Origin of the sequence: Pseudomonas sp. PDM22, from assembly GCF_014851965.1 — a bacterium.
GTDB lineage: Bacteria > Pseudomonadota > Gammaproteobacteria > Pseudomonadales > Pseudomonadaceae > Pseudomonas.
Genome location: NZ_JACVAR010000003.1, coordinates 220753 through 244786, shown reverse-complemented (window position 1 = coordinate 244786; position 24034 = coordinate 220753). Strand labels below are relative to the sequence as shown.

Sequence of the window (24034 nt, the reverse complement as noted above, 5' to 3'; positions counted from 1 at the left end):
TGGATGCCTCATGCCTCCGTCGTCAGGAAAACCCACGCAAAGGAGGGGATGGAATGTGGAAGAAAATCGCGGCGTTGAGCCTGCTGGTGTGGCTGGCCGCGTGCGGCGAACCGGTGCCGCAGGAGCACCGCTCCTACGTCGGCCTGTGGACCGCGCCGCAGATGAGCCTGCTGGTGACGGCGGATGGCCGCGTCGCCTACAAACGGGTGGCGGGCAGCACGTCGAGGTCCATCGAGGCACCGATCAAGAGCTACGAAGCCGACGGCTTCACCGTGGGCTTCGGTCCCTTCGATACGCACTTCAAGGTCTCGAAACCACCCTGTCAGGACGGTAGCCAATGGAAGATGGTGGTCGACGGCGTGGAACTGGTGCGCACCAGCACCGTCGATGTCGGCAAGTCCATCTGAGGGCTGCTGAGCCTTCATTATCAAGGAGTCGGCCCTGGACGGCCGACCGATTCAATCGACATGAGGATTGTCCCCTATGTTCAGCCGTTGGCTGTTCCTGTCTGCGCTCTCTCTGGTCCTGCCGTCCCTGGCATGGTCCGATGGCGCTTCTTCAGATTTCAGCGATGAGGTGTCCAGCACCGAGCAGAGTGATCCGCGTGCCGAAGAGCTGTTCGCGGAATTCACCCGTCTGCACCAGGCCACGAAGACGGGCGAGCCGCAGGCCCTGTTCAATCTCGGTGCCTACTTCTATCAGCACCAGAACTACGCCGGAGCGCGCAAATGGTGGGGCAAGGCTGCCGAGGCCGGCTTGGCCCGCGCGCAGATCCAGCTGGCCATGCTCTATCGCGACGGCGACGGTGGTCCGCAGGACAAGGCCGAAGCGGCGCGCTGGTTCGCCAGGGCGGCCGAGCAGGGCGACGCCGGCGCACAGAACGAGATGGGCGTCCTCTACTGGAGCGGCGAAGGCGTCGACAAGGACCGGGTCAAGGCCGGCATCTGGTTCGAGCGCGCGGCCAAGGCCGGTAGCGAAGACGCGGAGACCAACCTGGGCTGGTTCTACCTGGACGATTCGCAGGGAGTCTATGGCGCCGCCAGCGACGAAGAAGCTGCCCTGCTGGACCGCTACGCCGCCAGCCGCGAAAAGGCTTTCCAGTGGTTCTGCAAGGCGGCCACCCGGGGCAGCGCCCGCGCCCAGTTCAAGGTTGGCGAGGCCTACTGGAACGGTGCCGGTGCGGGGATGAACAAGTTGCAGGCGCGGCTCTGGCTGGAAAAGGCCGCACAGCAGCAGGACGCGGAAGCCATCGCCTGGCTGAAGACTGCCGAGGACGCGGCCTGGTACACCCGCCTGGAAAACTGGGGCCACGCCGCGCTGGATGGCGAGCTGTCCGGCACTGCCGATTGCTCCGGCGCGCCGGATCGCCGGCATGCCAATCGCGGCGTGGACAACGCCTCGCCTGAGCCGGAAGCCGTGGAGGCCAGCGCGGCCGACGCAGCAGAGGCAGTAGACGCGGCGGAGCCGGCGAGCCAATAAGGCTCGCTACCAGCCGAACTCGTCGGCCAGGTCCTGCGCGCGGCGGGCGTCGCCGAGCAGCGGCGCCAGCTCGTCGATCAGCTCGCGGCGGTACAGCGGGTTGACGCTGTAATCCTCGGCGAAGATGTCCTCGCCGGCGCCGCGCCACACTCGGGCGAAAGTGGCAAGGCAGGCGGTCATCTGCCAGAGGTCATCGAACATCGGCGCTGGGTCCCAGGGACCTCCGTGCTGGTCGAAGAGGATGCGGCCGGTGGAGCTCTCGAAGATGAAGGGATCGGCGCCCTGGTCCGCCACCACGATCCAGTCCTCGCTCCACCCTGCCAGCCGCTCGCCGGTCAGGCCGTGCCAGCGGTAGCCGGCCTGCTGCTTCCACAGCTTCGCCAGCGAGGGAATGAAGAACGGGTTACCGGCGGTGTCCAGGGTGCAGTCGCAGGGACCGACCTCACGGTAGAAGCGTTCCAGCTCGGCGGGCAGGGCAATGTCGCCGGCCCAGTCGCTGGCGGGCTGCGCGAAGCAGTGTTCGTCCAGTGCCAGCAGCTGTTCGCGGAGGGCATCCGGCATCCGTCAACCTTCCCGCTGCCACAGCGCGTAATGCACCGAGCCCGCCTTCTTCTCCCGGTGCAGTCGCCAGTTGCCCGGCAGGCCGAGGCTGGAGGGCACGGCTTCGCTTTCGGTGTAGACCCAGGCGTCCCTGGCCAGCCAGCCGCGCTCTTCCAGCAGGCGGCAGGCATTCTGCAGCAGGTCCTGGTGGAAGGGCGGGTCGAGGAATACCAGGTCGAAGGGCTGCGCGGCCTGGTTGTCCAGGTAGCGCAGGGCGTCGGTCATCACCAGCTGGCCGGTGGCGCACTTCAAGGTGTCGAGGGTGCCGCGCAGGGCGGCCACCGCTTCGCCGTTGGTGTCCAGCGCAAGGCCCGCGCTGGCGCCACGGGACAGCGCTTCGAGGAACAGCGCGCCGCTGCCGGCGAAGGGGTCGAGCACGCGGGCGCCGGGGACGTAGGGCGCGAGCCAGTTGAACAGGGTCTCGCGCACGCGGTCGGGCGTCGGGCGCAGGCCCGGGCCGTCGGGGAAGGCGAAGCGCCGGCTGCGCCATTCGCCGCCGATGATGCGCAGCTGGCCCTGGCCGCCGTGGGGCTTCTGTGCGGCGCGCGGGGCGCCGCCGGATCGTTTGCTCATCAGTGCTCCGGTACGCCGGCAGGTTGCGCGGCGGGTTTGTCGGTGGGCGGCGGCAGCGGCTGCTGCGGCACGGTGGGGCCGGCGGTGACGATGACGAAAGCGTCCGGGTCGAGGTGGCGGCGCATGGCTTGCTTCACCTGTTCCACGCTCAGGCCCTGGACCTGGCCGAGGAAGGTTTCCAGGTAATCCAGCGGCAGGTTGTAGAAGCCGATGGCGCCCAGCTGGCCGACGATGTCGGCGTTGCTCGCGGTGGACAGCGGGAAGCTGCCGGCCAGCTCGCGCTTGGCGTCGTCGAGTTCCTTCTGCGTCGGGCCCTTGTCGAGGTAGTCGCGGACGATGTCCTGGACCAGCTTGAGGGTGCCTTCGCTCATCTCGGCGCGGGTCTGCAGGCCGATGGTGAACGGCCCGCGCGACTGCATGCCGGTGAAGCCGGAGTACACGCCGTAGGTCAGGCCGCGCTTCTCGCGCACCTGGTCCATCAGGCGGGTGCCGAAGCCGCCGCCGCCGAGGATCTGGTTACCCAGGTAGAGCGCAGCGTAGTCCGGGTCGTTACGGGTGATGCCCAGCTGCGCCAGCATCAGCTGGGTCTGCTTGGACGGGAACTCGATGTGGGTGACGCCGGCCTTGGGCATCTGCGGCTCGCCCGGTGCCGGCAGGGCAGGGCCCTTGGGCAGGGATTTGGAGACGCTGCCGGCGATAGCTTCGGCCTGCTCGCGGGTCAGGTCGCCGACCAGTGCGATGACCACGTTGCCGGCGGCGTAGGCCTTCTGGTGGAAGGCGCGCAGCTGGGCGACGCTGATCTTCGGCACCGACTTTTCGTTGCCGTCGCTGGAGTGGGCGTAGGGGTGATCGCCGTAAAGCCGCTTGAACAGCTCCAGGCCCGCCAGCTTGCCGGGGTTCTGTTTCTGGTACTCGAAGCCGGCCATGACCTGGTTCTTGATACGCGCCAGGGCGTCCTCGGGGAAGGTCGGCTGGCCGATCACCTGGTCGAACAGCGCCAACGCGGCGTCGCGCTTGGTTGGCTCGCTGAGGCTGCGCAGGCTGGCCACCGCCATGTCGCGGTAGGAGCCGTTGCCGAAGTTGGCGCCCAGGTCGTCGAAACCGGCGGCGATGGCGCTGGTGTCCTTGCCGGGCACGCCTTCGTTGAGCATGGCGTTGGTCAGCATGGCCAGGCCGTAGCTGTCGCCGTCCTGGCTGCTGCCCGCGGCGAAGGTCAGGCGCAGGTCGAACATCGGCAGCTCATGGGCCTCGACGAACAGCACACGGGCGCCTTCGGCGGTCTGCCATTGCTGGATGTTCAGCTTGCGGTGACTGGGCGCCTTGCCGGCGGCCTCGGCGAGAGATTGCAGGCCCGTGGGCGCGGCAGTCTCGGCGGCAGCCGATTGCGCGGGCGCAGGGGCGGCGGTGGCGGACTCGGCGGCGGGGCGGGAAACGAACAGCACCAGTCCGGCGATCAGCGCGATGACGATCAGCCCGACCAGGCCGTAGCGCAGGCCATTGCGTTCACTCATGGCTCGGCTCCTTGTCGGTGGCGACTTCCGGCAGGACCTGGGCGAGGGTCAGGCGGGAGCGGGTGAAGTAGGTGCGGGCGGCTTGCTGGATGTCTTCGGCGGTGACGGCCTGGATGGCTTCCAGGTCCTTGTCCGCCAGACGCCAGCCGAGGCCGACGCTTTCCAGCTCGCCAATGGTGCTGGCCTGTCCGGCGATGGAATCGCGCTCGTAGACCAGCCCGGCGATGACCTGGGCGCGCACGCGCTCCAGTTCTTCCTTGCTCGGCGGGTTCTGCTTGAGGTCTTCCAGCTGTTTCCACAGCGCGGCCTCGACCTGGTCGAGGGTCTTGCCGGTCTGCACGTTGGGGGTGGCCGAGAGGAAGAACAGGCCGTCGCCGCGGGAAAATGCGTCGTAGGAGGCCGAGGCGCCGGCGACGATTTCCTCGCCGCGCTCCAGGCGCGCGGACAGGCGCGCGCTGTAGCCGCCGTCGAGGATCGCCGAGATCAGGCGCAGGGCGTTGATCTGTTTCGAGTCATCGCTGCTGCCCAGGGTCGGCACGTTGAAGCCCATGATCAGGCTGGGCAGCTGGGTGCGCACGTGCAGCTTCAGGCGGCGCTCGCCCGGCTCGGCCAGTTCCAGCGGCTTGCGCGCGGCGGGCAGGTCGCGCTTGGGGATCTCGCCGAAGTACTTCTCGGCCAGGGCCTTCACCTCGTCGCCGCTGACGTCGCCGACCACCACCAGGGTGGCGTTGTTCGGCGCGTACCAGGCCTGGTACCAGTGGCGCAGATCGTCGATGGTCATGCGCTGCAGGTCGGCCATCCAGCCGATGGTCGGTGTCCGATAGCCGCTGGCGGGGTAGGCGGCGGCCTTGAAGCGCTCGAAGGCCAGCGCGCTGGGCTTGTCCTCGGTGCGCAGGCGGCGTTCCTCCTTGATTACCTCGATCTCGCTCTTGAACTGGTCGGCCGGCAGGGCGAGGTGCGCCATGCGGTCGGCTTCCAGCTCCAGCGCCACCGGCAGGCGGTCGCGGGCGAGCACCTGGTAATAGGCGGTGTAGTCGTCGGTGGTGAAGGCGTTCTCTTCCGCGCCGAGGTCGCGCAGCACCAGCGAAGCCTGGCCGGGGCCGAGCTTGCGGCTGCCCTTGAACATCATGTGCTCCAAGGCGTGGGAGAGTCCGGTGAGGCCGGGCGTCTCGTAGCTGGAGCCGACCTTGTACCAGAGCTGGGAAACCACCACGGGGGCGCGGTGGTCCTCGCGGACAACGACCTTCAGGCCGTTGTCCAGGGTGTATTCGTGGGTGGGCTGTGGTTCCGCGGCGCTCGCCATCAGCGGCAGCAACAGGGAGCCGAGCAGCAGGCCGGCGTGGCGGCGTGCAAGGGTTTTCATCGTGGACTGAACCTTTCGGGCTGTCCGCGGGGTCTATGCAGGCTGGCGGCCAGCCTCTTAACCCCGGCGGGCGAGGAGATGCTAGGATACCCATCCGTTTTCCGGGCGGCCACGTTCAGGGCTTCTCAAAGCTGTTTCGAGGCTTTTTTCTGCCTGGCTCTTTGTTGCCTGCCTGTGTGGCGCCCCCTAGAGATTCGATCCCTACATGTTTGGTTCCAACGACGACAAGAAGGCCCCGCCAGCCGGGGAGAAGAAGGGTCTGTTCGGCTGGTGGCGCAAGAAGCCCCAGGCCGAGGAACAACCCGCCGCGCAAGCCGAGCCACAGGCTGAACAGCCTGTGGCCGCCGAACCGGCCCCCGCCCCCGAGCAGGCTCCCGCCGTCCAGGCCGAGCCGGTTGCCCCGCGCGCCGAGCTGACTCCGGAACCGACGCCCGAACCGATAGTCGACGTGGTACCGGCCAGCGTGCCGGTCGAGCCGCTGGCGCAGCCCGCTCTGCAACCTGAAGCTCAGCCCGCGCCGCAGCCTGAGCCGCAACCCGTTGCGCCGCCAGTGGTTGCCGAGGCGCCGCAGCCGGCTGTCCAGCCGGTCGCCGCGCCGGTTCAGCCCGAACCCGTTGCCGAAGCCCCCGTTGTGGTCGTCCAGCCGGAGCCGGAGCCCGCTCCTCAGCCCGAACCCGAGCCGCAGGCCAAGCCTGCTGCCAGCGAGCCGGCCAAGATTGGCTTCTTCGCCCGCCTCAAGCAGGGCCTGTCGAAGACCAGCGCCAGCCTCGGCGAAGGCATGGCCAGCCTGTTCCTGGGCAAGAAGGCCATCGACGACGACCTGCTCGACGAGATCGAGACCCGCCTGCTGACCGCCGACGTCGGCGTCGAGGCCACCACCACCATCGTGCAGAACCTGACCAAGCGCGTGGCGCGCAAGGAGCTGGCTGACAGCGAAGCGCTGTACAAGGCCCTGCAGGAAGAGCTGGCCGGCCTGCTGCGCCCCGTCGAGCAGCCGCTGACCATCACCACCGACAAGCAGCCCTACGTGATCCTCGTGGTCGGCGTGAACGGCGTTGGCAAGACCACCACCATCGGCAAGCTGGCGAAGAAACTGCAGCTCGATGGCAAGAAGGTCATGCTGGCCGCCGGCGATACCTTCCGCGCCGCCGCCGTCGAGCAGCTGCAGGTCTGGGGCGAGCGCAACAACATCGCCGTGATCGCCCAGCACACCGGCGCGGACTCCGCCTCGGTGATCTTCGATGCCGTGCAGGCCGCCAAGGCCCGTGGCGTGGATGTGCTGATCGCCGATACCGCCGGTCGCCTGCACACCAAGGACAACCTGATGGAAGAGCTGAAGAAGGTGCGCCGGGTGATCGGCAAGCTGGACGAGACGGCTCCCCACGAAGTCCTGCTGGTGCTGGATGCCGGTACCGGGCAGAACGCCATCAACCAGGCCAAGCAGTTCAACAATGCCGTGGAACTCACCGGCCTGGCCCTGACCAAACTGGACGGCACCGCCAAGGGCGGGGTGATCTTCGCCCTGGCCAAGCAGTTTGGCCTGCCGATCCGCTATATCGGTGTCGGCGAAGGGATCGACGATCTGCGAACCTTCGAAGCCGATGCCTTCGTCCGTGCACTCTTCGAGACCCGGGAAATCGCATGATCCGTTTCGAGCAGGTTGGCAAACGCTATCCCAACGGCCACGTCGGCCTGCACGAGATTTCGTTCCGCGTGCCGCGCGGCGAGATCATGTTCGTCACCGGCCACTCCGGTGCGGGCAAGAGCACCCTGCTGCGCCTGATCCTGGCGATGGAGCGACCCACTTCCGGCAAGCTGCTGCTAGGCGGGCAGGACGTCTCGCGCATCTCCACCGCGCAGATTCCCTTCCTGCGCCGGCAGATCGGCGTGGTCTTCCAGAACCACCAGCTGCTCGATGACCGCAGCGTGTTCGAGAACGTCGCCCTGCCGATGCAGATTCTCGGCCTGCCCAAGGCGGACATCGCCTACCGCGTCGAAGCGGCGCTGGACCGGGTGAACCTCAAGGAGAAGGCCGAGGACCGTCCGTCCGACCTCTCCACCGGGCAGCAGCAGCGCGTCGGCATCGCCCGCGCGGTGGTGCACCGTCCGGCCCTGCTGCTCGCCGACGAACCCACCGGCAACCTCGACCCGCGCCTGGCCTCGGAAATCATGTCTGTGTTCGAAGACATCAACCGCCTGGGCACCACCGTGCTGATCGCCAGCCATGACCTGGCACTGATCGCGCGCATGCGCCACCGGATGATCACCCTGCAGCGTGGCCGGATCATCGCTGATCGTGAGGAGAACGCCTGATGAGCGCCAATGACCTGCCCCGCGGCGACGAAGAAGGCACCCCGACGCGCAACACCCGCGAGCGCCCGGAAGACAACGAACACCAGGACCACAGCGCGTCCCTCTCGGCCTACGCGGAAAACCACCGCGCCAGCCTGATGGACAGTCTGCACCGCCTGGTCAGCCACCCCTTCGGCAGCTTCTTCACCTGCCTGGTGATGGGCATCACCCTGAGCCTGCCCATGGGCCTGTCGCTGCTGCTGAACAACGTCGAGCGCCTCGGTGGCTCCTGGCAGCGCGCCGCACAGATTTCCCTGTTCCTCGACCTCAAGGCCAGCGAGGCCCAGGGCCAGGACCTGCGCGAACAGATCGAGAAAATGCCCGATGTGATCGAGGCGCAGCTGATCAGTCGCGACGATGCGCTGAAAGAGCTGCAGGAACAGTCCGGTCTCGGCGAAGCGCTGAAGGAATTGCCTGACAACCCGCTGCCGGCGGTCATCTCGGTGACGCCCAAGCAGATCGACAAGGCCCAGCTGGATGCCTTGCGTCAAAGGTTGTCGGAGCTGCCGGGTGTACAACAGGCGCAGCTGGACCTGGTCTGGGTCGAGCGGCTGTCGGCGATCCTCAAGCTGGGCGACCGCTTCGTCTTCGGCCTGACCCTCCTGCTGGTGCTGACCCTGTTGCTGGTGATCGGCAACACCATCCGCCTGCACATCGAAAACCGCCGTAACGAAATCGAAGTCATCAAGCTGGTCGGCGGGACGGACGGTTACGTGCGTCGCCCCTTCCTCTATATGGGCGCGTTGTACGGCCTGGGCGCGGGCATCCTGTCCTGGGCCCTGCTGGCCTTCGGCCTGGACTGGCTGAACAGCTCCGTGGTCAACCTGGCCGGGCTGTACGGCAGTGATTTCGGGCTGGCGGGCGTACCGGTCGACGACGGCCTGTCGCTCACTATTGGTGCCGTGCTGCTGGGCTGGATCGGTGCCTGGCTGGCCGTGGCGCGCCACCTGCGCGAGTTGGCACCGCGCTGAAACCCCCTGATTTTGCAGGGGTTAAGCGGGTGTAAAGGAACTTTTACACCCGCTTGCAGTCAGATTTCGCAGTGCTACACTGCGCGAGTTTCGTGAATCGGAGGATTCGCATGACCACTTCTCTGCAACCTGTATATGCCCTGGCTCCCGGTGCGAACCTGGAAGCCTATGTGCACTCGGTGAACAGCATTCCGCTGCTGACGCCGGAGCAGGAGCGCGAACTGGCCGAACGCCTCTTCTACCAGCAAGATCTGGAAGCGGCACGGCAAATGGTTCTGGCGCACCTGCGCTTCGTCGTGCATATCGCCCGGAGTTATTCCGGGTACGGCCTGGCCCAGGCCGATCTGATCCAGGAAGGCAACGTCGGCCTGATGAAGGCCGTGAAGCGCTTCAACCCGGAAATGGGTGTGCGCCTGGTGTCGTTCGCCGTCCACTGGATCAAGGCGGAAATCCATGAGTTCATCCTGCGCAACTGGCGGATCGTGAAAGTCGCGACCACCAAGGCGCAGCGCAAGCTGTTCTTCAACCTGCGCAGCCAGAAGAAGAAGCTGGCCTGGCTGAGCAATGACGAAGTGCACCGCGTCGCGGAGACCCTCGGTGTCGAGGCCCGCGAAGTCCGCGAGATGGAAAGCCGTCTCACCGGGCAGGACATGGCCTTCGACCCGGCGGCGGATGCCGACGACGAGAGCGCCTACCAGTCCCCGGCGCATTATCTGGAAGACCATCGTTACGACCCGGCGCGCCAGCTGGAGGAAGCGGACTGGAGCGACAGCTCCACCGCCAGCCTGCACGAGGCGCTGGAAGGCCTGGACGACCGCAGCCGCGACATCCTCTACCAGCGTTGGCTGGCCGAGGAGAAGGCGACCCTGCACGACCTTGCGGCCAAGTACAACGTGTCCGCCGAGCGGATCCGTCAGCTGGAAAAGAACGCGATGAACAAGCTCAAGGGTCGCATCGAAGCCTGACCGGCTTCGACGCGCCCTGCGAGTCGCGAACCGCACCCTGGTGCGGTTTTTTTCTGCCCGCCTTCAGCGTCTGGAGAGTCCCATGCCGCGCCTGCGTCCCGTCCACGGGATGTTCTTCCTGGTCATCGCCCTGCTGGCCTTCGGCCTCGGTTCCTGGGTCGCCCGCACGTCCGCGCCGCCCAAGCCGCCGCAGTGGTTCAACGACTGGAAGGAAAAGGTCTTCGAGCCGCTGGCCGACGACAAGCTGACCCTGAACGATCTGCAGGGCCAGCAGCCCGGCGAGCTGTGGCTGACCGCCAGCCAGGACGGCCCGCAACTGCATTACCGCGGCAAGCTGGTGACGGAAGAGGGGCCCTGGCACGTCGAGGCGGAGCTGGCCCTGAGCGACGCCGAGCATGCCAGCCTGGCCAAGGCCACCGGCATGCAGCCGACCAGCAAGGACCAGCCGCTGAGCGCCGAGCTGATGGGCCAGTTGGGCAACAAGCCGGTCTCCGAGCTGGCGCTGGCGCCGCAGGAAGACCTAGCGGTCGGTCGCCTGGCAGTGAGCCTGGGCGATCCGCGACTGCGCCTGCAGGTGGATGGCGGCGAGGCCTGGGTCTATCCGGAGAAGGGCATGACCCTGCTGCATCGCGACGGCACCCTGCAGTGGGTGCGGGTGGTGCCGCGCAATACCCTCAAGACCAGCGAGGCGCCTTAAAGGCGCCCGAGATAATCGCTGCCACCCAGCTGCCACATCTGCTGGCGGATCCAGGAGGCGCGCTGGCGCACGTAGGGGCCGGGCTTGCCGGCGCTCCACTTGCGCGGGTTGGGCAGCACGGCCGCCAGCAGGCTGGCCTGCTGTTGCGACAGGCGCTTGGCGTCGACGCCGAAGTGGTGCTGGGCAGCGGCCTGGGCGCCGAATACGCCGGCGTCCCACTCCACGCTGTTGAGGTAGACCTCGAGAATCCGCTGCTTGGACCAGAAGGTCTCGATCAGCAGGGTGAACCATGCCTCGAAGCCCTTGCGTACCCAACTGCGGCCGGTCCAGAGGAAGACGTTCTTCGCCACCTGCTGGCTGATGGTGCTGCCGCCGCGGACCCTGCCGCCCTGCTCGTTGTGCGCCAGGGCCTTCTGGATCGCCGGCACGTCGAAGCCGTGGTGTTCGGCGAACTTCTGGTCTTCGCTGGCGATCACGGCGAGCTTGAGGCTGTCCGGCAGCTCGTCCCAGGAGCGCCAGCTGCGCTGCAGGTCGATGGGCTGGCCGTTGAACCAGGACTCGACCTTGCGCTCGATCATGACCATGGTGCCCGGCGGCGGTACCCAGCGCAGGATGATGACCAGCGCCACGCTGACGGCGACGAACCAGAGCGCGATCTTGAACAGGCGGCGGAGGACGTTGCGCATGCGAGGCTTTGACTGGGCGGATGAGCGGGCCATTATAGCGGCACTCACCTGTCTGGAGCTTTCCGATGCTGCGTACTTTCCTGATGCTCGCCGCCTTCTTCGGTTTCACCGGTGTCGCCCTCGGCGCCTTCGCTGCCCACGGCCTGAAGAGCAAGCTCACCCCGGAGTACCTGGCGGTGTTCCAGACCGGCGTGCATTACCAGACGCTGCATGCCCTGGCGCTGTTCGGCGTGGCGCTGCTCTCGGCGCATATCGGCGGCACCCTGGTCAGCCTTGCCGGCTGGGCCTTCACCGTCGGCATCCTGCTGTTTTCCGGCAGCCTCTACCTGCTGACCCTGGCCGGCCTCGGCGTGGGCATCATCACCCCGATTGGCGGGCTGTTCTTCCTGATCGGCTGGGCGCTGCTGCTGGTGGCGGCCTTCCGGCTGGGTTGACCCGAGCGTCAGAAAAGCCCGAGTGCGGCACTCCGGAACCTTGGTCATCCGGCGCGATCGGGCTAGAATGCGACCCCCTCCAGCAACGACCGTCCCGCCCATGCGTATTCAGTTGAACGGCGAACCCTTCGAGCTGCCCGACGGCCACAGCGTCGCCAACCTGCTCGAGCGTCTCGACCTCACCGGCAAGCGTGTCGCGGTCGAGCTCAACCAGGACATCGTGCCGCGCAGCCAGCACGCCGCCACCGCCCTGAGCGAAGGCGACCAGGTGGAAGTGGTGCATGCCATCGGCGGCGGCTAGCAGCCGCCTCCCAGACTTTCAGGCCCCGCCCGCCTTTCCTTCAGGAGTGATCCGATGAGCCAAACCAACTCCAACCTGCCGGTCGACAAGCCCTTCACCCTGGCTGGCCGTACCTACAATTCCCGCCTGCTGGTCGGCACCGGCAAATACAAGGACCTCGAGGAGACCCGCGTCGCCATCGAGGCCTCGGGCGCCGAGATCGTCACGGTTGCCGTGCGCCGCACCAACATCGGCCAGAACCCGGGCGAACCGAACCTGCTGGACGTGATCCCGCCGGATCGCTACACCATCCTGCCGAACACCGCCGGCTGCTACGATGCCGTCGAGGCCGTACGTACCTGCCGCCTGGCCCGCGAGCTGCTCGATGGCCACAACCTGGTCAAGCTGGAAGTCCTGGCCGACCAGAAGACCCTCTTCCCCAACGTCGTCGAAACCCTCAAGGCCGCCGAAGTACTGGTCAAGGACGGCTTCGACGTCATGGTGTACACCAGCGACGACCCGATCATTGCCCGCCAACTGGCCGAGATCGGCTGCATCGCGGTGATGCCGCTGGCCGGCCTGATCGGCTCTGGCCTGGGCATCTGCAACCCCTACAACCTGCGCATCATCCTCGAAGAAGCCACCGTTCCGGTGCTGGTGGATGCCGGCGTGGGCACCGCCTCCGACGCCACCATCGCCATGGAACTGGGTTGCGAAGCCGTGCTGATGAACACCGCCATCGCCCACGCGCAGAACCCGGTGATGATGGCCGAGGCCATGAAACACGCCATCGTCGCCGGCCGCCTGGCCTACCTGGCCGGCCGCATGCCGCGCAAGCTGTACGCGAGCGCGTCGTCGCCGATGACGGGCCTGATCAACTAAGTATTTCCATCCCGACGCGCGGGCCGGTATGCCGAAGGCAGCCGGCCCGCGCGTGCATTTATCCGCAAGGTCCGAGTCATGAGTGACATTCCCGAGAATCAGCCCGAGAACCAGCCCGGCGCCGACAACCGTCCGATGCGCGCCATCAAGAGCTTCGTGATGCGCGCCGGGCGCATGACCGAAGGCCAGCAACGCGGCCTCGACCAGGGTTGGCCGAAGTACGGCCTGGAACTGGCCGACGGCGCGCGGGACTTCGATCAGGTGTTCGGGCGCCAGGCGCCGCGTACCTTCGAGATCGGCTTCGGTATGGGCCACGCCACCCTGGAGATGGCCGCTGCCGCGCCGGAGCAGGACTTCATCGGCGTGGAAGTGCACCGTCCGGGCGTCGGCGCACTGCTCAACGGCATGTTGACCCAGGACCTGAGCAACATCCGCGTCTACAGCTGCGACGCCATCGAAGTACTGCGCGACTGCGTGGCCGATGCCAGCCTCGACCGCCTGCTGCTGTTCTTCCCGGACCCGTGGCACAAGTCGCGTCACCACAAGCGTCGCATCGTGCAGCCGGCCTGGGCCGAGCTGGTACGGCAGAAGCTGAAGGTCGGCGGCGTGCTGCACATGGCCACCGACTGGGAACAATATGCCGAGCACATGCTGGAAGTGATGAATGCCGCACCCGGCTATCGCAACCTTTCGGCGGACAATACCTATGTGCCGCGCCCGGAAGAGCGTCCGGTCACCAAGTTCGAACGTCGCGGGGAGCGACTCGGGCATGGCGTCTGGGACCTGAAGTTCGAGCGTGTCGACTGATTCAGCGGAAAAAGGCCTGCGCAGCAGGCCTTTTTCACGGATGAACAGCCTATAGACCGGGACCACCCGGCAGGCCGCAAAGGCCACCCTCACCTCCTGAATAAAAAGCGGCATCCGCCGCGGACGAAAATAAGAGTGATGGACAGGAGTCCGTCGCAAAGGAGTCTGCTGTGTTGAAGAAACTTGCTGTACTGCTGATGGCGGGGGCGTGGGTCCTGCCGGCGCAGGCGAAAGTCGATGCCACCGAGGCCGCTCGACTGGGTCGCGACCTGACGCCGATGGGGGCGGAAATGGCCGGCAATGCCAGTGGCACCATCCCCGCGTGGACCGGTGGCATCACCAGCGCCCCGGCGGGCTACCAGCCCGGCACCCACCACCTCGATCCGTACGCCACCGATGCCGTGCAGTACAAGATCGACAGCAAGAACCTGGCGCAGTACCAGGCGCTGCTTACTCCCGGCACCCAGGCGCTGCTGCAGGAGAACCCGGACTACTACCTGCGCGTCTTCCCCAGCCGCCGCAGTGCATCCTTGCCCCAGCGCATCTATGACGCCACCCGCTTCAATGCCGAGAACGCCGAGCTGATCGCCGACGGCAACGGTGTGCAGGGCGCCGCCGCCGGTGTGCCGTTTCCGATGCCGAAGACCGGCCTGGAAGCCATCTGGAACCACATCATGCGCTACCGTGGCGAGCAGATTCACATGGTGACCAACCAGGCCGCCGTGCTCGCCAGCGGCAGCTACAACCTGCTCAAGCTCGACCGCTACGTGTACTTCAACTACGGTCGCGAGGGCATGACCCCGCAGGACCTGAACAACACGCTGTTCTACTACAAGTACAACATCGTCGCCCCGGCCAAGCTCGCCGGCTCTGCGCTGGTGGTGCAGGAGACCATCGACCAGGTGCTGTCGATCCGCAAGGCCTGGCGCTTCAACAGCGGCGAGCGTCGTGTGCGCCGCCTGCCGAGCCTGGCCTACGACACCCTGCAGCCCGACACCAACGGCCTGGCCACCGCCGACACCGTGGACGTCTACAACGGCGCGCCGGACCACTACGAGTGGCAGCTGCTGGGCAAGCGCGAGATGCTGGTGCCGTACAACAGCTACGCGGTGCACCAGAAGGGCATCCCCTACGCCGACATCCTCAGGACCAAGACCCTCAACCCCGAGCTGCTGCGCTACGAGCCGCACCGCGTCTGGGTGGTCGAGGCGACCCTGCGCAAGGGCATGGGCCATCCGTTCGCCAAGCGCCGCTTCTACCTGGATGAAGACAGCTGGCAGATCCTCGCCTCGGACATCTACAACGCCGACGGCAAGCTGATCCGCGCCCAGGAAGTGCACCCGATCAACTACTACGACGTGCCCATGGTGCTCAGCACCCTGGAAGCGCTGTACGACTTCGAAGGGGCGCGCTACTTCGTCGACGGCCTGGACAACAACGAGCCGATGTACGACTTCAAGGTCCCGCTGGGGCCGCGCGACTTCACCCCGCAGGCTTTGCGCCGCGAGGGCAACTGAGTCCAGCAGAGGCCGCCGCGAGGCGGCCTTTGTGTTTGTGCAGTGTGGAATGTCGCTGCTGGTGCAGCGAGTCGCGGGCATGGCCCGCTCCTACAAAGTGCGCTGCTACATGGCGCCGAGTTGTAGGAGCGGGCCATGCCCGCGAACCGCCTGAAAGGCGGTGCTGTCAGTTGGCACCGTACCGACCCGATCGCGGATGAATCCGCTCCTGCGCAGACGCAGGCCTTCTACTCGATCAACTCCGCCCCCAGCACGGTGGTCTCCGGCATGCGCATTGGCGCCGGGCTGATCTGCAGGTACTTGATGCTGGTGCGCGGGATGATCAGCAGGTCGCCGTCCACCTCGATGCTGATTACCGGCGACTCCATCTGCTTGCGGATGCCGCGGGCCACTTCGGCGGGGTCGTCGCTCTGTTGCGGGAAGCGCAGCGCCAGGCGCTGGCCATCGGAGAAGTGCAGGTAGAGATGCTTGATCGGCTTCATGTGTCCTCCGGCGGGTGGGTGGCCAACCGCCGGAGGAACGCAGGTCAACTGCGGTCGGCGATCATGCCAATCACGAAGAACACTAGCAGCAGGACGGGCGCCAGGGTGTAGTTGTTGAAATAACCCAGGCCCTTGGCCAGCCACGGGGTGACGAAGACCATCGCCAGGCCGTAGCCCACGGCGCAGATCAGCACGAACAGCAGGGTGCGGAAGACGAAGTTCAGGCTGCCGATGCGCTGCTGTACCCAGGCGTTGATTGCCGGGCCGAACAGCACCAGCACGGTCGCCATGATCGCCAGGGCGATGTCGGACAGGTGGCCGCGGCACCAGCGGGAGACGTTGGCAATCAGGTCGAGCGCGAAGTCCATTGGGGCTCCTTGGGATTCAGAGTTGCCGGGGAGTCTACTTGAGACGGGGCTCCGGGTCAGTCGGGCTTGCGCAGCATCAGGCGGAGCGTGGTGAGCGCCACCCGCTTGTCGCGGAACAGCAGCAGCTGTTTGAGCAGGCGCGCTGGCAGGTGTCGCCGGTAAGTGGCGAAGAGATCCTTGCGATAGCGGCTGTAGTACCGGTATTCCGATTCGTAGATGCTGTCGTAGCGTGCCCTGGAGACGCAGTTCCGATCGCTGATGGAGAGGTTCTGGTGAATCTCGCTGTCCATCACATAGAGCTGCCGGCCCTGACTTCTGGCATGGTGGAAGGCCCAGTGGTCCAGGTAATCCAGGGGGAAGTCGAGGTTGAATCCCCCGCTCTCGGTCAGCCAGGAGACGCGCCAGCAGGCGCCGGAGTTGATCGCCGTCACCATCCCGGAGGTGCTGCCGGAGCGGGTGTAGGCCTGGGCGCGCACCTTGCTGCAATCCATCGGCGACACCTGTCGCAGGCCATCGCTGACGCGGGGCACCAGGCAGATGCAGCCGGGCTCCAGGCCTGGAGTCGCTTCCAGCAGCTCGCGGAAGTAGCCGGCGTTCAGGTGGGTGTCCTGGTCCAGTAGCAACAGCCATTCACTGCCACGCTGGCAGGCCGAGCGCAGGGCGAGGTTGTAAGCGGCTGCCAGCCCCGGGTTGCCGGCATCGTGGTGGTAGCGAACCGGCAGCGCTGCATCCATGGGGGGCAGAGGCTGCGGTTGCGGGCTGTTGTCGTGGAGGATCAGCTCGATATCGTGCTCCGCCAGCAATGCCCGGTTGGCCTGCAAGCTGCGAAAGCTTTCGGAGTCGGCCAGGGACTGCCGGTAGATCACCAGAACGATCGTCGCCCGCATCTGGCTCACTCCGGCAGGAAGCGTTGCAGCAGGTCGTTGAGGAACAGCTGCCCGCGCTCGGTAGGAGCCAGGCGCTGCGGGTCGTCCACCAGCAGGCCGTCCTGGCGCGCCTGACGGCAGGCCTCCTCGATACAGGCCAGTGGCAGGCCGGTGCGCTCGGCGAAGGCCGCCGCCGGCACGCCCTCGGTGAGACGCAGGGCGTTCATCATGAACTCGAAGGGCAGGTCGTCCGCCAGCAGGTCGCGCTCGCCGGCCTGGAAGGGCTTGTCCGGGTTCAGGTAGTCCTTCGGCAGGCGGGTCTTCCAGGTGCGCAGGATGCGGCCTTGCGGCGTGCTCAGCTTGGCGTGGGCGCCGGCGCCGATGCCGAGGAAGTCACCGAAGGTCCAGTAGTTCAGGTTGTGCCGCGCGCGCTTGCCGTCACGGGCATAGGCCGAGGTTTCGTACTGGGCGTAGCCCGCCTGGGCGAGCAGCGCCTGGCCGGCTTCCTGGATTTCCCACAGTTGGTCATCCTCGGGCAGCTCTGGCGGCTGGCTCCAGAACACCGTGTTCGGCTCCATGGTCAGCTGGTACCAGGACAGGTGCGTCGGCGCCAGGTCGACGGCCTGCTGCAGGTCGGCCAGGGCGTCGGCGACGCTCTGCTCCGGCAGGCCGTGCATCAGGTCCAGGTTGAAGTTGTCGAAGCCGGCGCGGCGGGCCATTTCGGCGGCGCGTACTGCTTCGTCACCATCGTGGATGCGGCCCAGTGCCTTGAGTTTCTCGGCCTGGAAGCTCTGGATGCCGATGGACAGGCGGTTGATGCCCAGCGCCCGGTAGTCGGCGAACTTGGCCTGCTCGAAGGTGCCGGGGTTGGCCTCCAGGGTGATCTCGATGTCGCTCTCGAACCCGACTTGCCGCTCCAGGCCTGCGAGGATGCGGCCCAGCGCCCTGGCCGAGAACAGGCTGGGCGTGCCGCCGCCGAAGAAGATCGAGGTCAGCTTGCGGCCGTACACATAGCCCTGATCTGCCGTCAGGTCAGCCAGCAGCGCCTCGACGTAGGCGTCCTCGGGCAGCTCCGGGCCAGCAGCGTGGGAGTTGAAGTCGCAATAGGGGCATTTGCGCACGCACCAGGGGATATGCACGTACGCGGACAGCGGTGGCAGCTGGAAGCCGGAAACCACCGGCCCGGCGTCGAGCCCGTGGCTTCCTGCCTGGCTCATAGACCCAGCCGCTGCTTCAGCAGGGCCATCGCGCGGGCGCGGTGGCTGATCTGATTCTTGCGCTCGGGCGCCAGCTCGGCGCTGGAGCACTCGGCTTCCGGCACCCAGAACAGCGGGTCGTAGCCGAAGCCGTGCTCGCCGCGGGCTTCGCGCAGGATGCTGCCGTGCCAGAGACCTTCGCAGAGAATCGGCAGCGGGTCGTCGGCGTGGCGGACCAGGGCCAGCACGCTGACGAACTGGGCGCCGCGTTGCTCGTCGGGCACGTCCTTCAGGGCATCCAGCAGCTTGGCGTTGTTCGCCGCGTCACCCTTGCCGTCGGCGTAGCGCGCGGAATAGATGCCCGGCGCACCGCCAAGGAAGTCCACCGCCAGGCCCGAGTCGTCGGCCAGCGCCGGCAGGCCGGAGATGCGCGCGGCATTGCGGGCCTTGAGGATGGCGTTCTCGACGAACGAGAGGCCGGTCTCTTCCGGTTCCACGTCGCTGAACTCGCCGATGGAGCGCACCTTCACGTGGGCTCCGAGCATGGCCTGGAGTTCCTTGAGCTTGCCGGCGTTGTGACTGGCCAGCACCAGTTGTTCGAGCTTGATCATTCGTCTGGGAAGATTTCCTGCATGAAATCGAAGCTTTGCGGGGCTTCGTTTCCGGACTGGACCTGGATGGAGAAGGTCAGGGTTTCGCGGCCTTCGATGGGGAACTGCGCCAGGTTGTAGACGGCGCCTTCCTCGACCACACGCTTGAAGGTCAGGGGGACGGTCTGTCCCATCAGGTTCTTCGCGGAGCCGGCGACGGTGACGTTGGCCGGCTTGCCGCTGGCGTCCAGCGGCACGATGTTGACCACGCCCTGGGCCTTGCTGCGTACCACGCCCACCGCTTGCGCGACATTGGGCTGGAGGAAGCTGGAATTGAACACGCTGTAGTGCACCTGCAGATCACCCAGGCGCTTCACCTGTTCGGCGAAGGCGGGCACGGCGAGGACCAGGCAGGCGAGGAAGGTAAGCAGGCGGCGCATGATGTTTCTCCCGGGCTCTATCAGATAGCCGCGATCAGACGGCGATGCGGTGGTCTTGCACGCCAGCGCCGCTGATCCGGTAGATGCCGATCTCACCCAACAGATTAGGCCAGATTCGCGAGGCCCAGCCATGCTGGTGCTCGTGGTCTACCGCCAGACGGTCGAGCACCTTCGCGTGCTGCTCGTGGCAGAGCGCCTCGAAGTCGCGGAAGGTGCAGAAGTGGATGTTCGGCGTGTTGTACCAAGTGTACGGAAGGAACTCCGACACCGGCATGCGGCCATTGCGCGCGAGGTACCAGCGGCAGCGCCAGTGACCGAAGTTGGGGAAGGTGATGATGCAGGTCTTGCCCACGCGCAGCATCTCCGCCAGCACCTTGTCCGGGTAGCGCAGGGCTTGCAGCGACTGGGTCATCACCACCACGTCGAAGCTGTCGCTGGCAAAGTTGCCCAGGCCCTTGTCCAGGTCCTGTTCGATGACGTTGACGCCGCGTTCGATGCATTTGGCGATCTTTTCGGAGTCGATCTCCAGGCCGTAGCCGCCGACCTGCTTGTGGTCGCGCAGCCAGGCGAGCAGCTCGCCATCGCCGCAGCCCAGGTCGAGCACGCGGCTGCCGGCGGGGATCCAGTCTTGGATGATTTCCAGGTCGGCGCGCATGGTGGTCCTTATACGCTGATGCGGTGCATGTAACCGCTGAAGGCTTGCAGGTAGCGCGGAATCGGCATCAGGAAGGCGTCGTGGCCTTGCGGTGCGTCGATTTCCAGGTAGCTGACGTTCTTCTTCGCCGCCAGCAGCGCGTCGACGATTTCCCGCGAGCGTGCCGGGGAAAAGCGCCAGTCGGTGGTGAAGGACATCAGGCAGAAGTCCGCCTTCACCCCCGCGAGGGTGCGCGCCAGGTCGTCGCCGTTGGCGGCGGCCGGGTCGAAGTAGTCCAGCGCCTTGGTCATCAGCAGGTAGGTGTTGGCGTCGAAGCGGGTGGAGAACTCCTCGCCCTGGTAGCGCAGGTAGCTTTCCACCTGGAACTCGACGCTGTGCAGGTCGTAGTTGAGCTTCTCCGACTTCATGTCGCGGCCGAACTTGGCGCCCATGGCGTCATCGGAGAGGTAGGTGATGTGCCCTACCATCCGCGCCAGGCGCAGGCCGCGCTTGGGAATCACGTCGTGTTCCTGGAAGTGGCCGCCGAAGAACTCCGGGTCCGAGAGGATGGCCTGGCGGGCGACTTCGTTGAAGGCGATGTTCTGCGCCGACAGTTTGGGTGCGCTGGCGATGCACAGGCAATGGCGCACGCGCTCGGGGTAGCTGATGGTCCACTGCAGCGCCTGCATGCCGCCCAGGCTGCCGCCGACGATGGCGGCCCAGCTGTGGATGCCGAGGCGATCGGCCAGGCGTGCCTGGCTGTTGACCCAGTCTTCCACTGTGACCACCGGGAAGTCTGCGCCGTAGGTCTTGCCGGTGGCGGGGTTGAGGCTGGTCGGCCCGGTGGAGCCGTTGCAGCCGCCCAGGTTGTTCAGCGCGACGACGAAGAACTTGCGGGTGTCGATGGGCTTGCCCGGACCGATGCAGCTGTCCCACCAGCCCGGCTTGCGCTCATCCTCGCTGTGGTAGCCGGCGGCGTGGTGATGGCCGGAGAGGGCGTGGCAGATCAGCACGGCGTTGCTCGCCGTGGCGTTCAGCTCGCCATAGGTCTCGATCACCAGCTGGTATTCGGGCAGGGTCTTGCCACAGGCCAGGGGCAGCGGTTCGTTGAACTGCAGCGTCTGGGGGGTGACCAGACCGACGGAATCTTCGGGGAAGACTGTTGGCATCGACCCAGCTCATGAATAAAAAAGGACGGCCAGTCTAAAGAGCGCCGCCCCCTGCGGCAAGCGCACTCGGAAGCGGCAGGGCGGGCGCGGCGCGGGGTTCAGGCGCGCTGCGAGGTGGGCAGGGTGACGACCTTGGCCTGGCGTTGCAGCGGCGCCGGGCGGCGCAGTTGGCGGAGGATGTCGGTGGCCTCGGTGAGCTGCTGTTCCAGCTCCTCGGTATAGCGCCCCAGCAGCAGCGAGCGCTGCCGCGCCTGCTGGGTTTCCTGGGCCAGGGCCTTGAGGCGCAGCATGTGGGTTTCCAGCATCTGCTTGTGTTCCAGGCTGTACTGCATCAGCGGCATCAGGGCGTCGGCGGCCCATTGCTCGGCTTCCTCGCGCAGGCGCTGGTGCAGGCCGATGACTTCCTGGGCGACGGTGGCGAAGAAGCGCCGGGTCAGCAGGCGCTGCTCGGTGAGCAGGGTTTTGAGGTGCAGGCGGAAGCGGTCGGCCTTCTCCTGCAGCTTGGCGAGGTCGCGCAGGTAGCGCTGGACGCGGAACTGCGGGGCGTCCAGGGCGTTGAGCGGGTTTTCCTCGTTGTGCCGCTGGTAGATGGCCGCGACCATGCGGTTGGCGGTTTCGGCTTCGTGGCCGAGGGCGACCAGGTCGCCTTCCACGGTACGGAAGAACTGCAGGATGGCCTGGTGGATGCCGACCGTGGTCCAGCTACCGCGCAGCTTGTCGTGGACCTTCTTCAGGTGCTGTTCCAGGCGCTCGGCGCGCACTGCCTCGCGCAACTGCTCGCCCTGGTGGCGCAGCAGGCGCTGGTTGGTCTTCAGGCTGAGCAGACGCTTGTGGTGCAGGTTGTGGTCGTCCTTGGTCCGCGCGGTCAGCTCGAACAGCAGCTGGCCGCTGTCCTGCTGCTGGTCGTTGAGCAGCGCCTGCTGCTCCTTCACCTTGTCCAGACGCACGCGCAGGCTGTGCTGGCTGTTGTTGACCAGCGCCAGCACCTGGCCGACCACGGCGGTTTCCAGCAGGCGCTCCTTCTGCGCGACGATGCGTTCGCAGAGCAGGTCTTCGAGGGATTCCATCTGGCTGCGCGCGAGCAGTTCGCGGTCGCCGCGCACCTTGGCCAGCAGCGCCTGCTTGGCCGACAGCGGCAGCACGTCCTCGCGGGCGATGCCCAGCTGGCGCGCGGTGGTGTCCTGGATGTGGCGGATGGCGTTCTGCACGAAGGCCTCGCCGGCCAGGTCGTCCCAGAGTACGTCGATCTTGTTCAGCACCGCATAAAGGGTGGTATGGCCGTCCTCTCCGAGCTGGCGCACGTGGTCCTGCCAGATCGCCATGTCGGATGCGCTGACACCGGTATCAGCGGCCAGCAGGAAGAGGATCGATTGCGCGCTGGGCAGCATCGACAGGGTCAGCTCCGGCTCGCTGCCCAGGGCGTTGAGGCCGGGGGTGTCGAGGATGCGCAGGCCCTGGCGCAGCAGCGGATGGTCGAAGTTGACCAGCGCGTGGCGCCACGCCGGCACCAGCACGATGCCGGGCTTGTCGGTGGCTTCGAGCATGTCCGGGTGGAAACCCAGCTGGATCGCCTGTTCCACCGGCAGCGGCTTGGTCTTGGCGACCTGGGCGAAGGCCTCGGCCATGTTCGCCGGGTCGGAGGTATCCAGCGGGATGTTCACCCAGTGCCGCGGGATTCGCTTGAACTGCGCAACGCTGGCATCGGCGACGCGGGTCTCGATGGGCAGCAGGCGGATGTACGGGCGCTCGGAACGTGGGTCGAAGAACAGCTCGGTGGGGCACATGGTGGTGCGCCCGGCCTGGGACGGCAGCATGCGGCGGCCGAACCCGGCGAAGAACAGGCTGTTGATCAGCTCGGTCTTGCCGCGCGAGTACTCGCCGACGAAGGCCAGGGTGATGTGGTCGACGCGCAGCAGGCGCAGGGTGCGTTCGAGACGGTTCTCGATTTCCGGGGTATTCAGCCGGGCGCGCTCAAGCCAGCTGCGATAGCGGGTGATCTCGCGGACCAGCTCGCGCTTCCAGGTGACGTAGGCATCGATCTGCTGACTGAGACGTTCCATGCTCATCCGGGCGTTCCTTGGGCTGGCGCGTCCTGCGCGGGGAATGGATGGCGTGGATTATGCGTCGGGGCGTAGGAATAGCAATTGGCCTACAGCACATTCCTACACGTAAGGTCGGCCAAGGTTACTGAGCGGCTATCCCGAGTTCTGCCGGAAGTTTCGTCGGACGGGGAATGCGCACGCGCTTCTGGCGGTTCAGTTCGCCGCTTTCCAGCTTCACCGCGCTTTTCGGTACGCCGAAGGCCTTGCCGAGGAAGGCCAGCAGGTGGGCGTTGGCCTTGCCTTCGACTGGTGGCGCGGTGAGGCGGATCTTCAGGCGCTCACCGTGCAGCCCGGCGAACTCGTCGCGGCTCGCCTTGGGCTGCAGGTGGCAGTCGAGGATCAGGTCCTCGCCGTCCCAGTGATAGAACGGCATGCCTGCTTACATGAAGGGCGAAAGGATCTGCGGCATCCCGGTCATTGCTGCCAGGTTGCCGATCACCAGCATGTCGATCAGCTTCAGCGCGATGAACGCGAAGATCGGCGAGATATCCAGCCCGCCGAGGTTCGGCAGCAGCTTGCGGAAGGGTGCCAGGAAGGGCTCGCAGATCTGGTTCACCAGTTGGGCGCCGGGGTTGTAGCTGCCCGGGGCGACCCAGGAGAGGATCACGCTGATGATCAGGGCGAAGAAGAAGATCTTCAGGAACAGCGAGGTCACCGCGATGATCGACCACACCAGCAGCTGCAGGATGTAGCCGCCGACGCCGTAGCCCATCAGGGTCAGGGTGATGACCATCAGCACCAACTGGACCAGGATCGCCAGCACCAGCGAGGCGAAGTCGATGCCGCCGAAGCCGGGAATGATGCGGCGCAGCGGGTTCAGCAGCGGCTTGGTGGCGCGCACGATGAACTGGCTGAGTGGGTTGTAGAAGTCGGCGCGGACCAGCTGCAGGATGAAGCGCAGCAGCACGATCAGCAGATACAGGCTGCCAAGTGTCTGGATCACATAGATGGCGGCTGTGGAAAGTCCGGTCATTGGGCGGTCCTTGGTGAACGTTGGGCGCCGGCGCGCAGGGCCGGGCGAATCGGGCGGTCGGTCAACGACGGCGCTGTAACGCCATACTGTAGGGAAT

General features: G+C 66.4%; 28 protein-coding genes. 12 read left to right on the top strand and 16 right to left on the bottom strand.

All coding sequences use genetic code 11. The annotated features are described in order from the left end of the window. The first annotated feature begins 53 nt into the window (after window positions 1-53). Window positions 54-407 carry a hypothetical protein gene (locus IB255_RS12010; RefSeq protein ID WP_192210411.1) on the top strand — a complete coding sequence of 118 codons (354 nt, stop codon included), beginning with the start codon at window positions 54-56 and terminating at the stop codon, window positions 405-407. A 76-nt stretch (window positions 408-483) separates the two neighbouring features. Beyond that, window positions 484-1479 carry a tetratricopeptide repeat protein gene (locus IB255_RS12005; protein ID WP_192210410.1) on the top strand — a complete coding sequence of 332 codons (996 nt, stop codon included), beginning with the start codon at window positions 484-486 and terminating at the stop codon, window positions 1477-1479. Window positions 1480-1485: 6 nt separating this feature from the next. Here the strand turns inward: IB255_RS12005 and IB255_RS12000 are convergent, their stop codons facing one another. The 4 genes from IB255_RS12000 to IB255_RS11985 are packed head-to-tail and all read right to left on the bottom strand — an operon-like array spanning window position 1486 to window position 5526. Next, window positions 1486-2040 carry a hypothetical protein gene (locus IB255_RS12000; RefSeq protein WP_192210409.1) on the bottom strand — a complete coding sequence of 185 codons (555 nt, stop codon included), beginning with the start codon at window positions 2038-2040 and terminating at the stop codon, window positions 1486-1488. A gap of 3 nt (window positions 2041-2043) precedes the next feature. Next, a complete protein-coding gene (rsmD, locus tag IB255_RS11995) occupies window positions 2044-2652 on the bottom strand; it encodes a 16S rRNA (guanine(966)-N(2))-methyltransferase RsmD (protein ID WP_081519571.1) in 609 nt (202 codons plus the stop codon). Next, a complete protein-coding gene (locus tag IB255_RS11990; protein ID WP_081519572.1) occupies window positions 2652-4163 on the bottom strand; it encodes a M16 family metallopeptidase in 1512 nt (503 codons plus the stop codon). Before IB255_RS11990 ends, rsmD begins: the two co-directional genes overlap by 1 nt. Next, on the bottom strand, window positions 4156-5526 hold the full coding sequence (locus tag IB255_RS11985; RefSeq protein ID WP_081519573.1) for a M16 family metallopeptidase: 1371 nt from the start codon (window positions 5524-5526) through the stop codon (window positions 4156-4158). The genes IB255_RS11990 and IB255_RS11985 overlap by 8 nt, the downstream gene beginning before the upstream one ends. A 205-nt stretch (window positions 5527-5731) precedes the next feature. On the opposite strand from IB255_RS11985, the gene ftsY reads away from it, so the two are divergent. From ftsY to IB255_RS11960, 5 genes are all read left to right on the top strand, one after another. After that, window positions 5732-7171 carry a signal recognition particle-docking protein FtsY gene (gene ftsY / locus IB255_RS11980; RefSeq protein ID WP_081519574.1) on the top strand — a complete coding sequence of 480 codons (1440 nt, stop codon included), beginning with the start codon at window positions 5732-5734 and terminating at the stop codon, window positions 7169-7171. Continuing rightward, window positions 7168-7839: a cell division ATP-binding protein FtsE gene (gene ftsE, locus IB255_RS11975; protein WP_017520095.1), complete on the top strand. Its 672-nt coding sequence runs from the start codon at window positions 7168-7170 to the stop codon at window positions 7837-7839. Before ftsY ends, ftsE begins: the two co-directional genes overlap by 4 nt. Continuing rightward, a complete protein-coding gene (ftsX, locus tag IB255_RS11970; protein WP_081519575.1) occupies window positions 7839-8849 on the top strand; it encodes a permease-like cell division protein FtsX in 1011 nt (336 codons plus the stop codon). Before ftsE ends, ftsX begins: the two co-directional genes overlap by 1 nt. A gap of 110 nt (window positions 8850-8959) precedes the next feature. Next, entirely contained in the window at window positions 8960-9814 is an 855-nt protein-coding gene (rpoH, locus tag IB255_RS11965; protein ID WP_045213023.1) for an RNA polymerase sigma factor RpoH, read from the top strand. A gap of 82 nt (window positions 9815-9896) precedes the next feature. After that, the gene (locus IB255_RS11960; protein WP_081519576.1) at window positions 9897-10511 is read left to right on the top strand and encodes a hypothetical protein; all 615 of its coding nucleotides are present in this window, start codon (window positions 9897-9899) and stop codon (window positions 10509-10511) included. Here IB255_RS11960 and mtgA read toward each other — a convergent pair. After that, the gene (gene mtgA / locus IB255_RS11955; RefSeq protein ID WP_081519577.1) at window positions 10508-11230 is read right to left on the bottom strand and encodes a monofunctional biosynthetic peptidoglycan transglycosylase; all 723 of its coding nucleotides are present in this window, start codon (window positions 11228-11230) and stop codon (window positions 10508-10510) included. The genes IB255_RS11960 and mtgA overlap by 4 nt on opposite strands. A 32-nt stretch (window positions 11231-11262) precedes the next feature. On the opposite strand from mtgA, the gene IB255_RS11950 reads away from it, so the two are divergent. The 5 genes from IB255_RS11950 (at window position 11263) to IB255_RS11930 (ending at window position 15117) form a co-directional block, all read left to right on the top strand. Continuing rightward, window positions 11263-11631, top strand: coding sequence for a DUF423 domain-containing protein (locus IB255_RS11950; RefSeq protein WP_192210408.1), 369 nt, complete (start codon window positions 11263-11265; stop codon window positions 11629-11631). A 100-nt stretch (window positions 11632-11731) separates the two neighbouring features. After that, window positions 11732-11932, top strand: coding sequence for a sulfur carrier protein ThiS (gene thiS, locus IB255_RS11945; RefSeq protein ID WP_017520101.1), 201 nt, complete (start codon window positions 11732-11734; stop codon window positions 11930-11932). A 54-nt stretch (window positions 11933-11986) separates the two neighbouring features. Beyond that, a complete protein-coding gene (locus IB255_RS11940; protein ID WP_045213012.1) occupies window positions 11987-12793 on the top strand; it encodes a thiazole synthase in 807 nt (268 codons plus the stop codon). A gap of 135 nt (window positions 12794-12928) precedes the next feature. After that, entirely contained in the window at window positions 12929-13600 is a 672-nt protein-coding gene (trmB, locus tag IB255_RS11935; RefSeq protein ID WP_218189949.1) for a tRNA (guanosine(46)-N7)-methyltransferase TrmB, read from the top strand. A gap of 170 nt (window positions 13601-13770) precedes the next feature. Further along, complete coding sequence (locus IB255_RS11930; RefSeq protein ID WP_081519580.1) at window positions 13771-15117, top strand: DUF1329 domain-containing protein; 1347 nt, start codon at window positions 13771-13773, stop codon at window positions 15115-15117. 227 nt (window positions 15118-15344) lie between these two features. On the opposite strand, the gene IB255_RS11925 is transcribed toward IB255_RS11930, so the two are convergent. The 11 genes from IB255_RS11925 to IB255_RS11875 all read right to left on the bottom strand — a co-directional run bounded on the left by IB255_RS11925 (window position 15345) and on the right by IB255_RS11875 (window position 23937). Next, on the bottom strand, window positions 15345-15599 hold the full coding sequence (locus IB255_RS11925) for a hypothetical protein (RefSeq protein ID WP_017520105.1): 255 nt from the start codon (window positions 15597-15599) through the stop codon (window positions 15345-15347). 44 nt (window positions 15600-15643) lie between these two features. Then, entirely contained in the window at window positions 15644-15967 is a 324-nt protein-coding gene (locus IB255_RS11920; protein ID WP_017520106.1) for a DUF3392 domain-containing protein, read from the bottom strand. 56 nt (window positions 15968-16023) lie between these two features. Continuing rightward, a complete protein-coding gene (locus tag IB255_RS11915) occupies window positions 16024-16854 on the bottom strand; it encodes a glycosyltransferase (RefSeq protein WP_081519581.1) in 831 nt (276 codons plus the stop codon). A 5-nt stretch (window positions 16855-16859) separates the two neighbouring features. Then, complete coding sequence (hemW, locus tag IB255_RS11910; protein ID WP_192210407.1) at window positions 16860-18050, bottom strand: radical SAM family heme chaperone HemW; 1191 nt, start codon at window positions 18048-18050, stop codon at window positions 16860-16862. Beyond that, window positions 18047-18640 (bottom strand): RdgB/HAM1 family non-canonical purine NTP pyrophosphatase, encoded by a 594-nt coding sequence (gene rdgB / locus IB255_RS11905; RefSeq protein ID WP_192210406.1) that lies wholly within the window; start codon window positions 18638-18640, stop codon window positions 18047-18049. Before rdgB ends, hemW begins: the two co-directional genes overlap by 4 nt. Beyond that, a complete protein-coding gene (locus IB255_RS11900; protein ID WP_081519584.1) occupies window positions 18637-19059 on the bottom strand; it encodes a DUF4426 domain-containing protein in 423 nt (140 codons plus the stop codon). The genes rdgB and IB255_RS11900 overlap by 4 nt, the downstream gene beginning before the upstream one ends. A gap of 34 nt (window positions 19060-19093) precedes the next feature. Beyond that, entirely contained in the window at window positions 19094-19714 is a 621-nt protein-coding gene (metW, locus tag IB255_RS11895) for a methionine biosynthesis protein MetW (RefSeq protein ID WP_151189053.1), read from the bottom strand. 8 nt (window positions 19715-19722) lie between these two features. Next, complete coding sequence (gene metX, locus IB255_RS11890) at window positions 19723-20862, bottom strand: homoserine O-succinyltransferase MetX (protein WP_081519586.1); 1140 nt, start codon at window positions 20860-20862, stop codon at window positions 19723-19725. A 98-nt stretch (window positions 20863-20960) separates the two neighbouring features. Further along, window positions 20961-22928, bottom strand: coding sequence for a dynamin-like GTPase family protein (locus IB255_RS11885; protein ID WP_081519587.1), 1968 nt, complete (start codon window positions 22926-22928; stop codon window positions 20961-20963). A 118-nt stretch (window positions 22929-23046) separates the two neighbouring features. Then, window positions 23047-23337: a DUF167 domain-containing protein gene (locus tag IB255_RS11880; protein ID WP_081519588.1), complete on the bottom strand. Its 291-nt coding sequence runs from the start codon at window positions 23335-23337 to the stop codon at window positions 23047-23049. A 6-nt stretch (window positions 23338-23343) separates the two neighbouring features. Continuing rightward, the gene (locus IB255_RS11875) at window positions 23344-23937 is read right to left on the bottom strand and encodes a YggT family protein (RefSeq protein WP_151189054.1); all 594 of its coding nucleotides are present in this window, start codon (window positions 23935-23937) and stop codon (window positions 23344-23346) included. Window positions 23938-24034 lie beyond the last annotated feature (97 nt).

What these genes read in the sequence shown, in the direction of transcription:
- IB255_RS11885 (WP_081519587.1), bottom strand. Translation starts at nt 22,928, where the DNA reads ATGAGCATGGAACGTCTCAGTCAGCAGATCGATGCCTACGTCACCTGG.
- rdgB (WP_192210406.1), bottom strand. Translation starts at nt 18,640, where the DNA reads ATGATCAAGCTCGAACAACTGGTGCTGGCCAGTCACAACGCCGGCAAG.
- IB255_RS11990 (WP_081519572.1), bottom strand. Translation starts at nt 4,163, where the DNA reads ATGAGTGAACGCAATGGCCTGCGCTACGGCCTGGTCGGGCTGATCGTC.
- IB255_RS12005 (WP_192210410.1), top strand. Translation starts at nt 484, where the DNA reads ATGTTCAGCCGTTGGCTGTTCCTGTCTGCGCTCTCTCTGGTCCTGCCG.
- mtgA (WP_081519577.1), bottom strand. Translation starts at nt 11,230, where the DNA reads ATGGCCCGCTCATCCGCCCAGTCAAAGCCTCGCATGCGCAACGTCCTC.
- metX (WP_081519586.1), bottom strand. Translation starts at nt 20,862, where the DNA reads ATGCCAACAGTCTTCCCCGAAGATTCCGTCGGTCTGGTCACCCCCCAG.
- IB255_RS11925 (WP_017520105.1), bottom strand. Translation starts at nt 15,599, where the DNA reads ATGAAGCCGATCAAGCATCTCTACCTGCACTTCTCCGATGGCCAGCGC.
- IB255_RS12000 (WP_192210409.1), bottom strand. Translation starts at nt 2,040, where the DNA reads ATGCCGGATGCCCTCCGCGAACAGCTGCTGGCACTGGACGAACACTGC.
- ftsX (WP_081519575.1), top strand. Translation starts at nt 7,839, where the DNA reads ATGAGCGCCAATGACCTGCCCCGCGGCGACGAAGAAGGCACCCCGACG.
- IB255_RS11880 (WP_081519588.1), bottom strand. Translation starts at nt 23,337, where the DNA reads ATGCCGTTCTATCACTGGGACGGCGAGGACCTGATCCTCGACTGCCAC.
- IB255_RS11920 (WP_017520106.1), bottom strand. Translation starts at nt 15,967, where the DNA reads ATGGACTTCGCGCTCGACCTGATTGCCAACGTCTCCCGCTGGTGCCGC.
- IB255_RS11900 (WP_081519584.1), bottom strand. Translation starts at nt 19,059, where the DNA reads ATGCGCCGCCTGCTTACCTTCCTCGCCTGCCTGGTCCTCGCCGTGCCC.
- IB255_RS11960 (WP_081519576.1), top strand. Translation starts at nt 9,897, where the DNA reads ATGCCGCGCCTGCGTCCCGTCCACGGGATGTTCTTCCTGGTCATCGCC.
- rsmD (WP_081519571.1), bottom strand. Translation starts at nt 2,652, where the DNA reads ATGAGCAAACGATCCGGCGGCGCCCCGCGCGCCGCACAGAAGCCCCAC.
- IB255_RS11985 (WP_081519573.1), bottom strand. Translation starts at nt 5,526, where the DNA reads ATGAAAACCCTTGCACGCCGCCACGCCGGCCTGCTGCTCGGCTCCCTG.
- IB255_RS11875 (WP_151189054.1), bottom strand. Translation starts at nt 23,937, where the DNA reads ATGACCGGACTTTCCACAGCCGCCATCTATGTGATCCAGACACTTGGC.
- ftsE (WP_017520095.1), top strand. Translation starts at nt 7,168, where the DNA reads ATGATCCGTTTCGAGCAGGTTGGCAAACGCTATCCCAACGGCCACGTC.
- IB255_RS11950 (WP_192210408.1), top strand. Translation starts at nt 11,263, where the DNA reads ATGCTGCGTACTTTCCTGATGCTCGCCGCCTTCTTCGGTTTCACCGGT.
- IB255_RS11915 (WP_081519581.1), bottom strand. Translation starts at nt 16,854, where the DNA reads ATGCGGGCGACGATCGTTCTGGTGATCTACCGGCAGTCCCTGGCCGAC.
- metW (WP_151189053.1), bottom strand. Translation starts at nt 19,714, where the DNA reads ATGCGCGCCGACCTGGAAATCATCCAAGACTGGATCCCCGCCGGCAGC.
- hemW (WP_192210407.1), bottom strand. Translation starts at nt 18,050, where the DNA reads ATGAGCCAGGCAGGAAGCCACGGGCTCGACGCCGGGCCGGTGGTTTCC.
- rpoH (WP_045213023.1), top strand. Translation starts at nt 8,960, where the DNA reads ATGACCACTTCTCTGCAACCTGTATATGCCCTGGCTCCCGGTGCGAAC.
- trmB (WP_218189949.1), top strand. Translation starts at nt 12,929, where the DNA reads ATGCGCGCCATCAAGAGCTTCGTGATGCGCGCCGGGCGCATGACCGAA.
- IB255_RS11940 (WP_045213012.1), top strand. Translation starts at nt 11,987, where the DNA reads ATGAGCCAAACCAACTCCAACCTGCCGGTCGACAAGCCCTTCACCCTG.
- ftsY (WP_081519574.1), top strand. Translation starts at nt 5,732, where the DNA reads ATGTTTGGTTCCAACGACGACAAGAAGGCCCCGCCAGCCGGGGAGAAG.
- thiS (WP_017520101.1), top strand. Translation starts at nt 11,732, where the DNA reads ATGCGTATTCAGTTGAACGGCGAACCCTTCGAGCTGCCCGACGGCCAC.
- IB255_RS12010 (WP_192210411.1), top strand. Translation starts at nt 54, where the DNA reads ATGTGGAAGAAAATCGCGGCGTTGAGCCTGCTGGTGTGGCTGGCCGCG.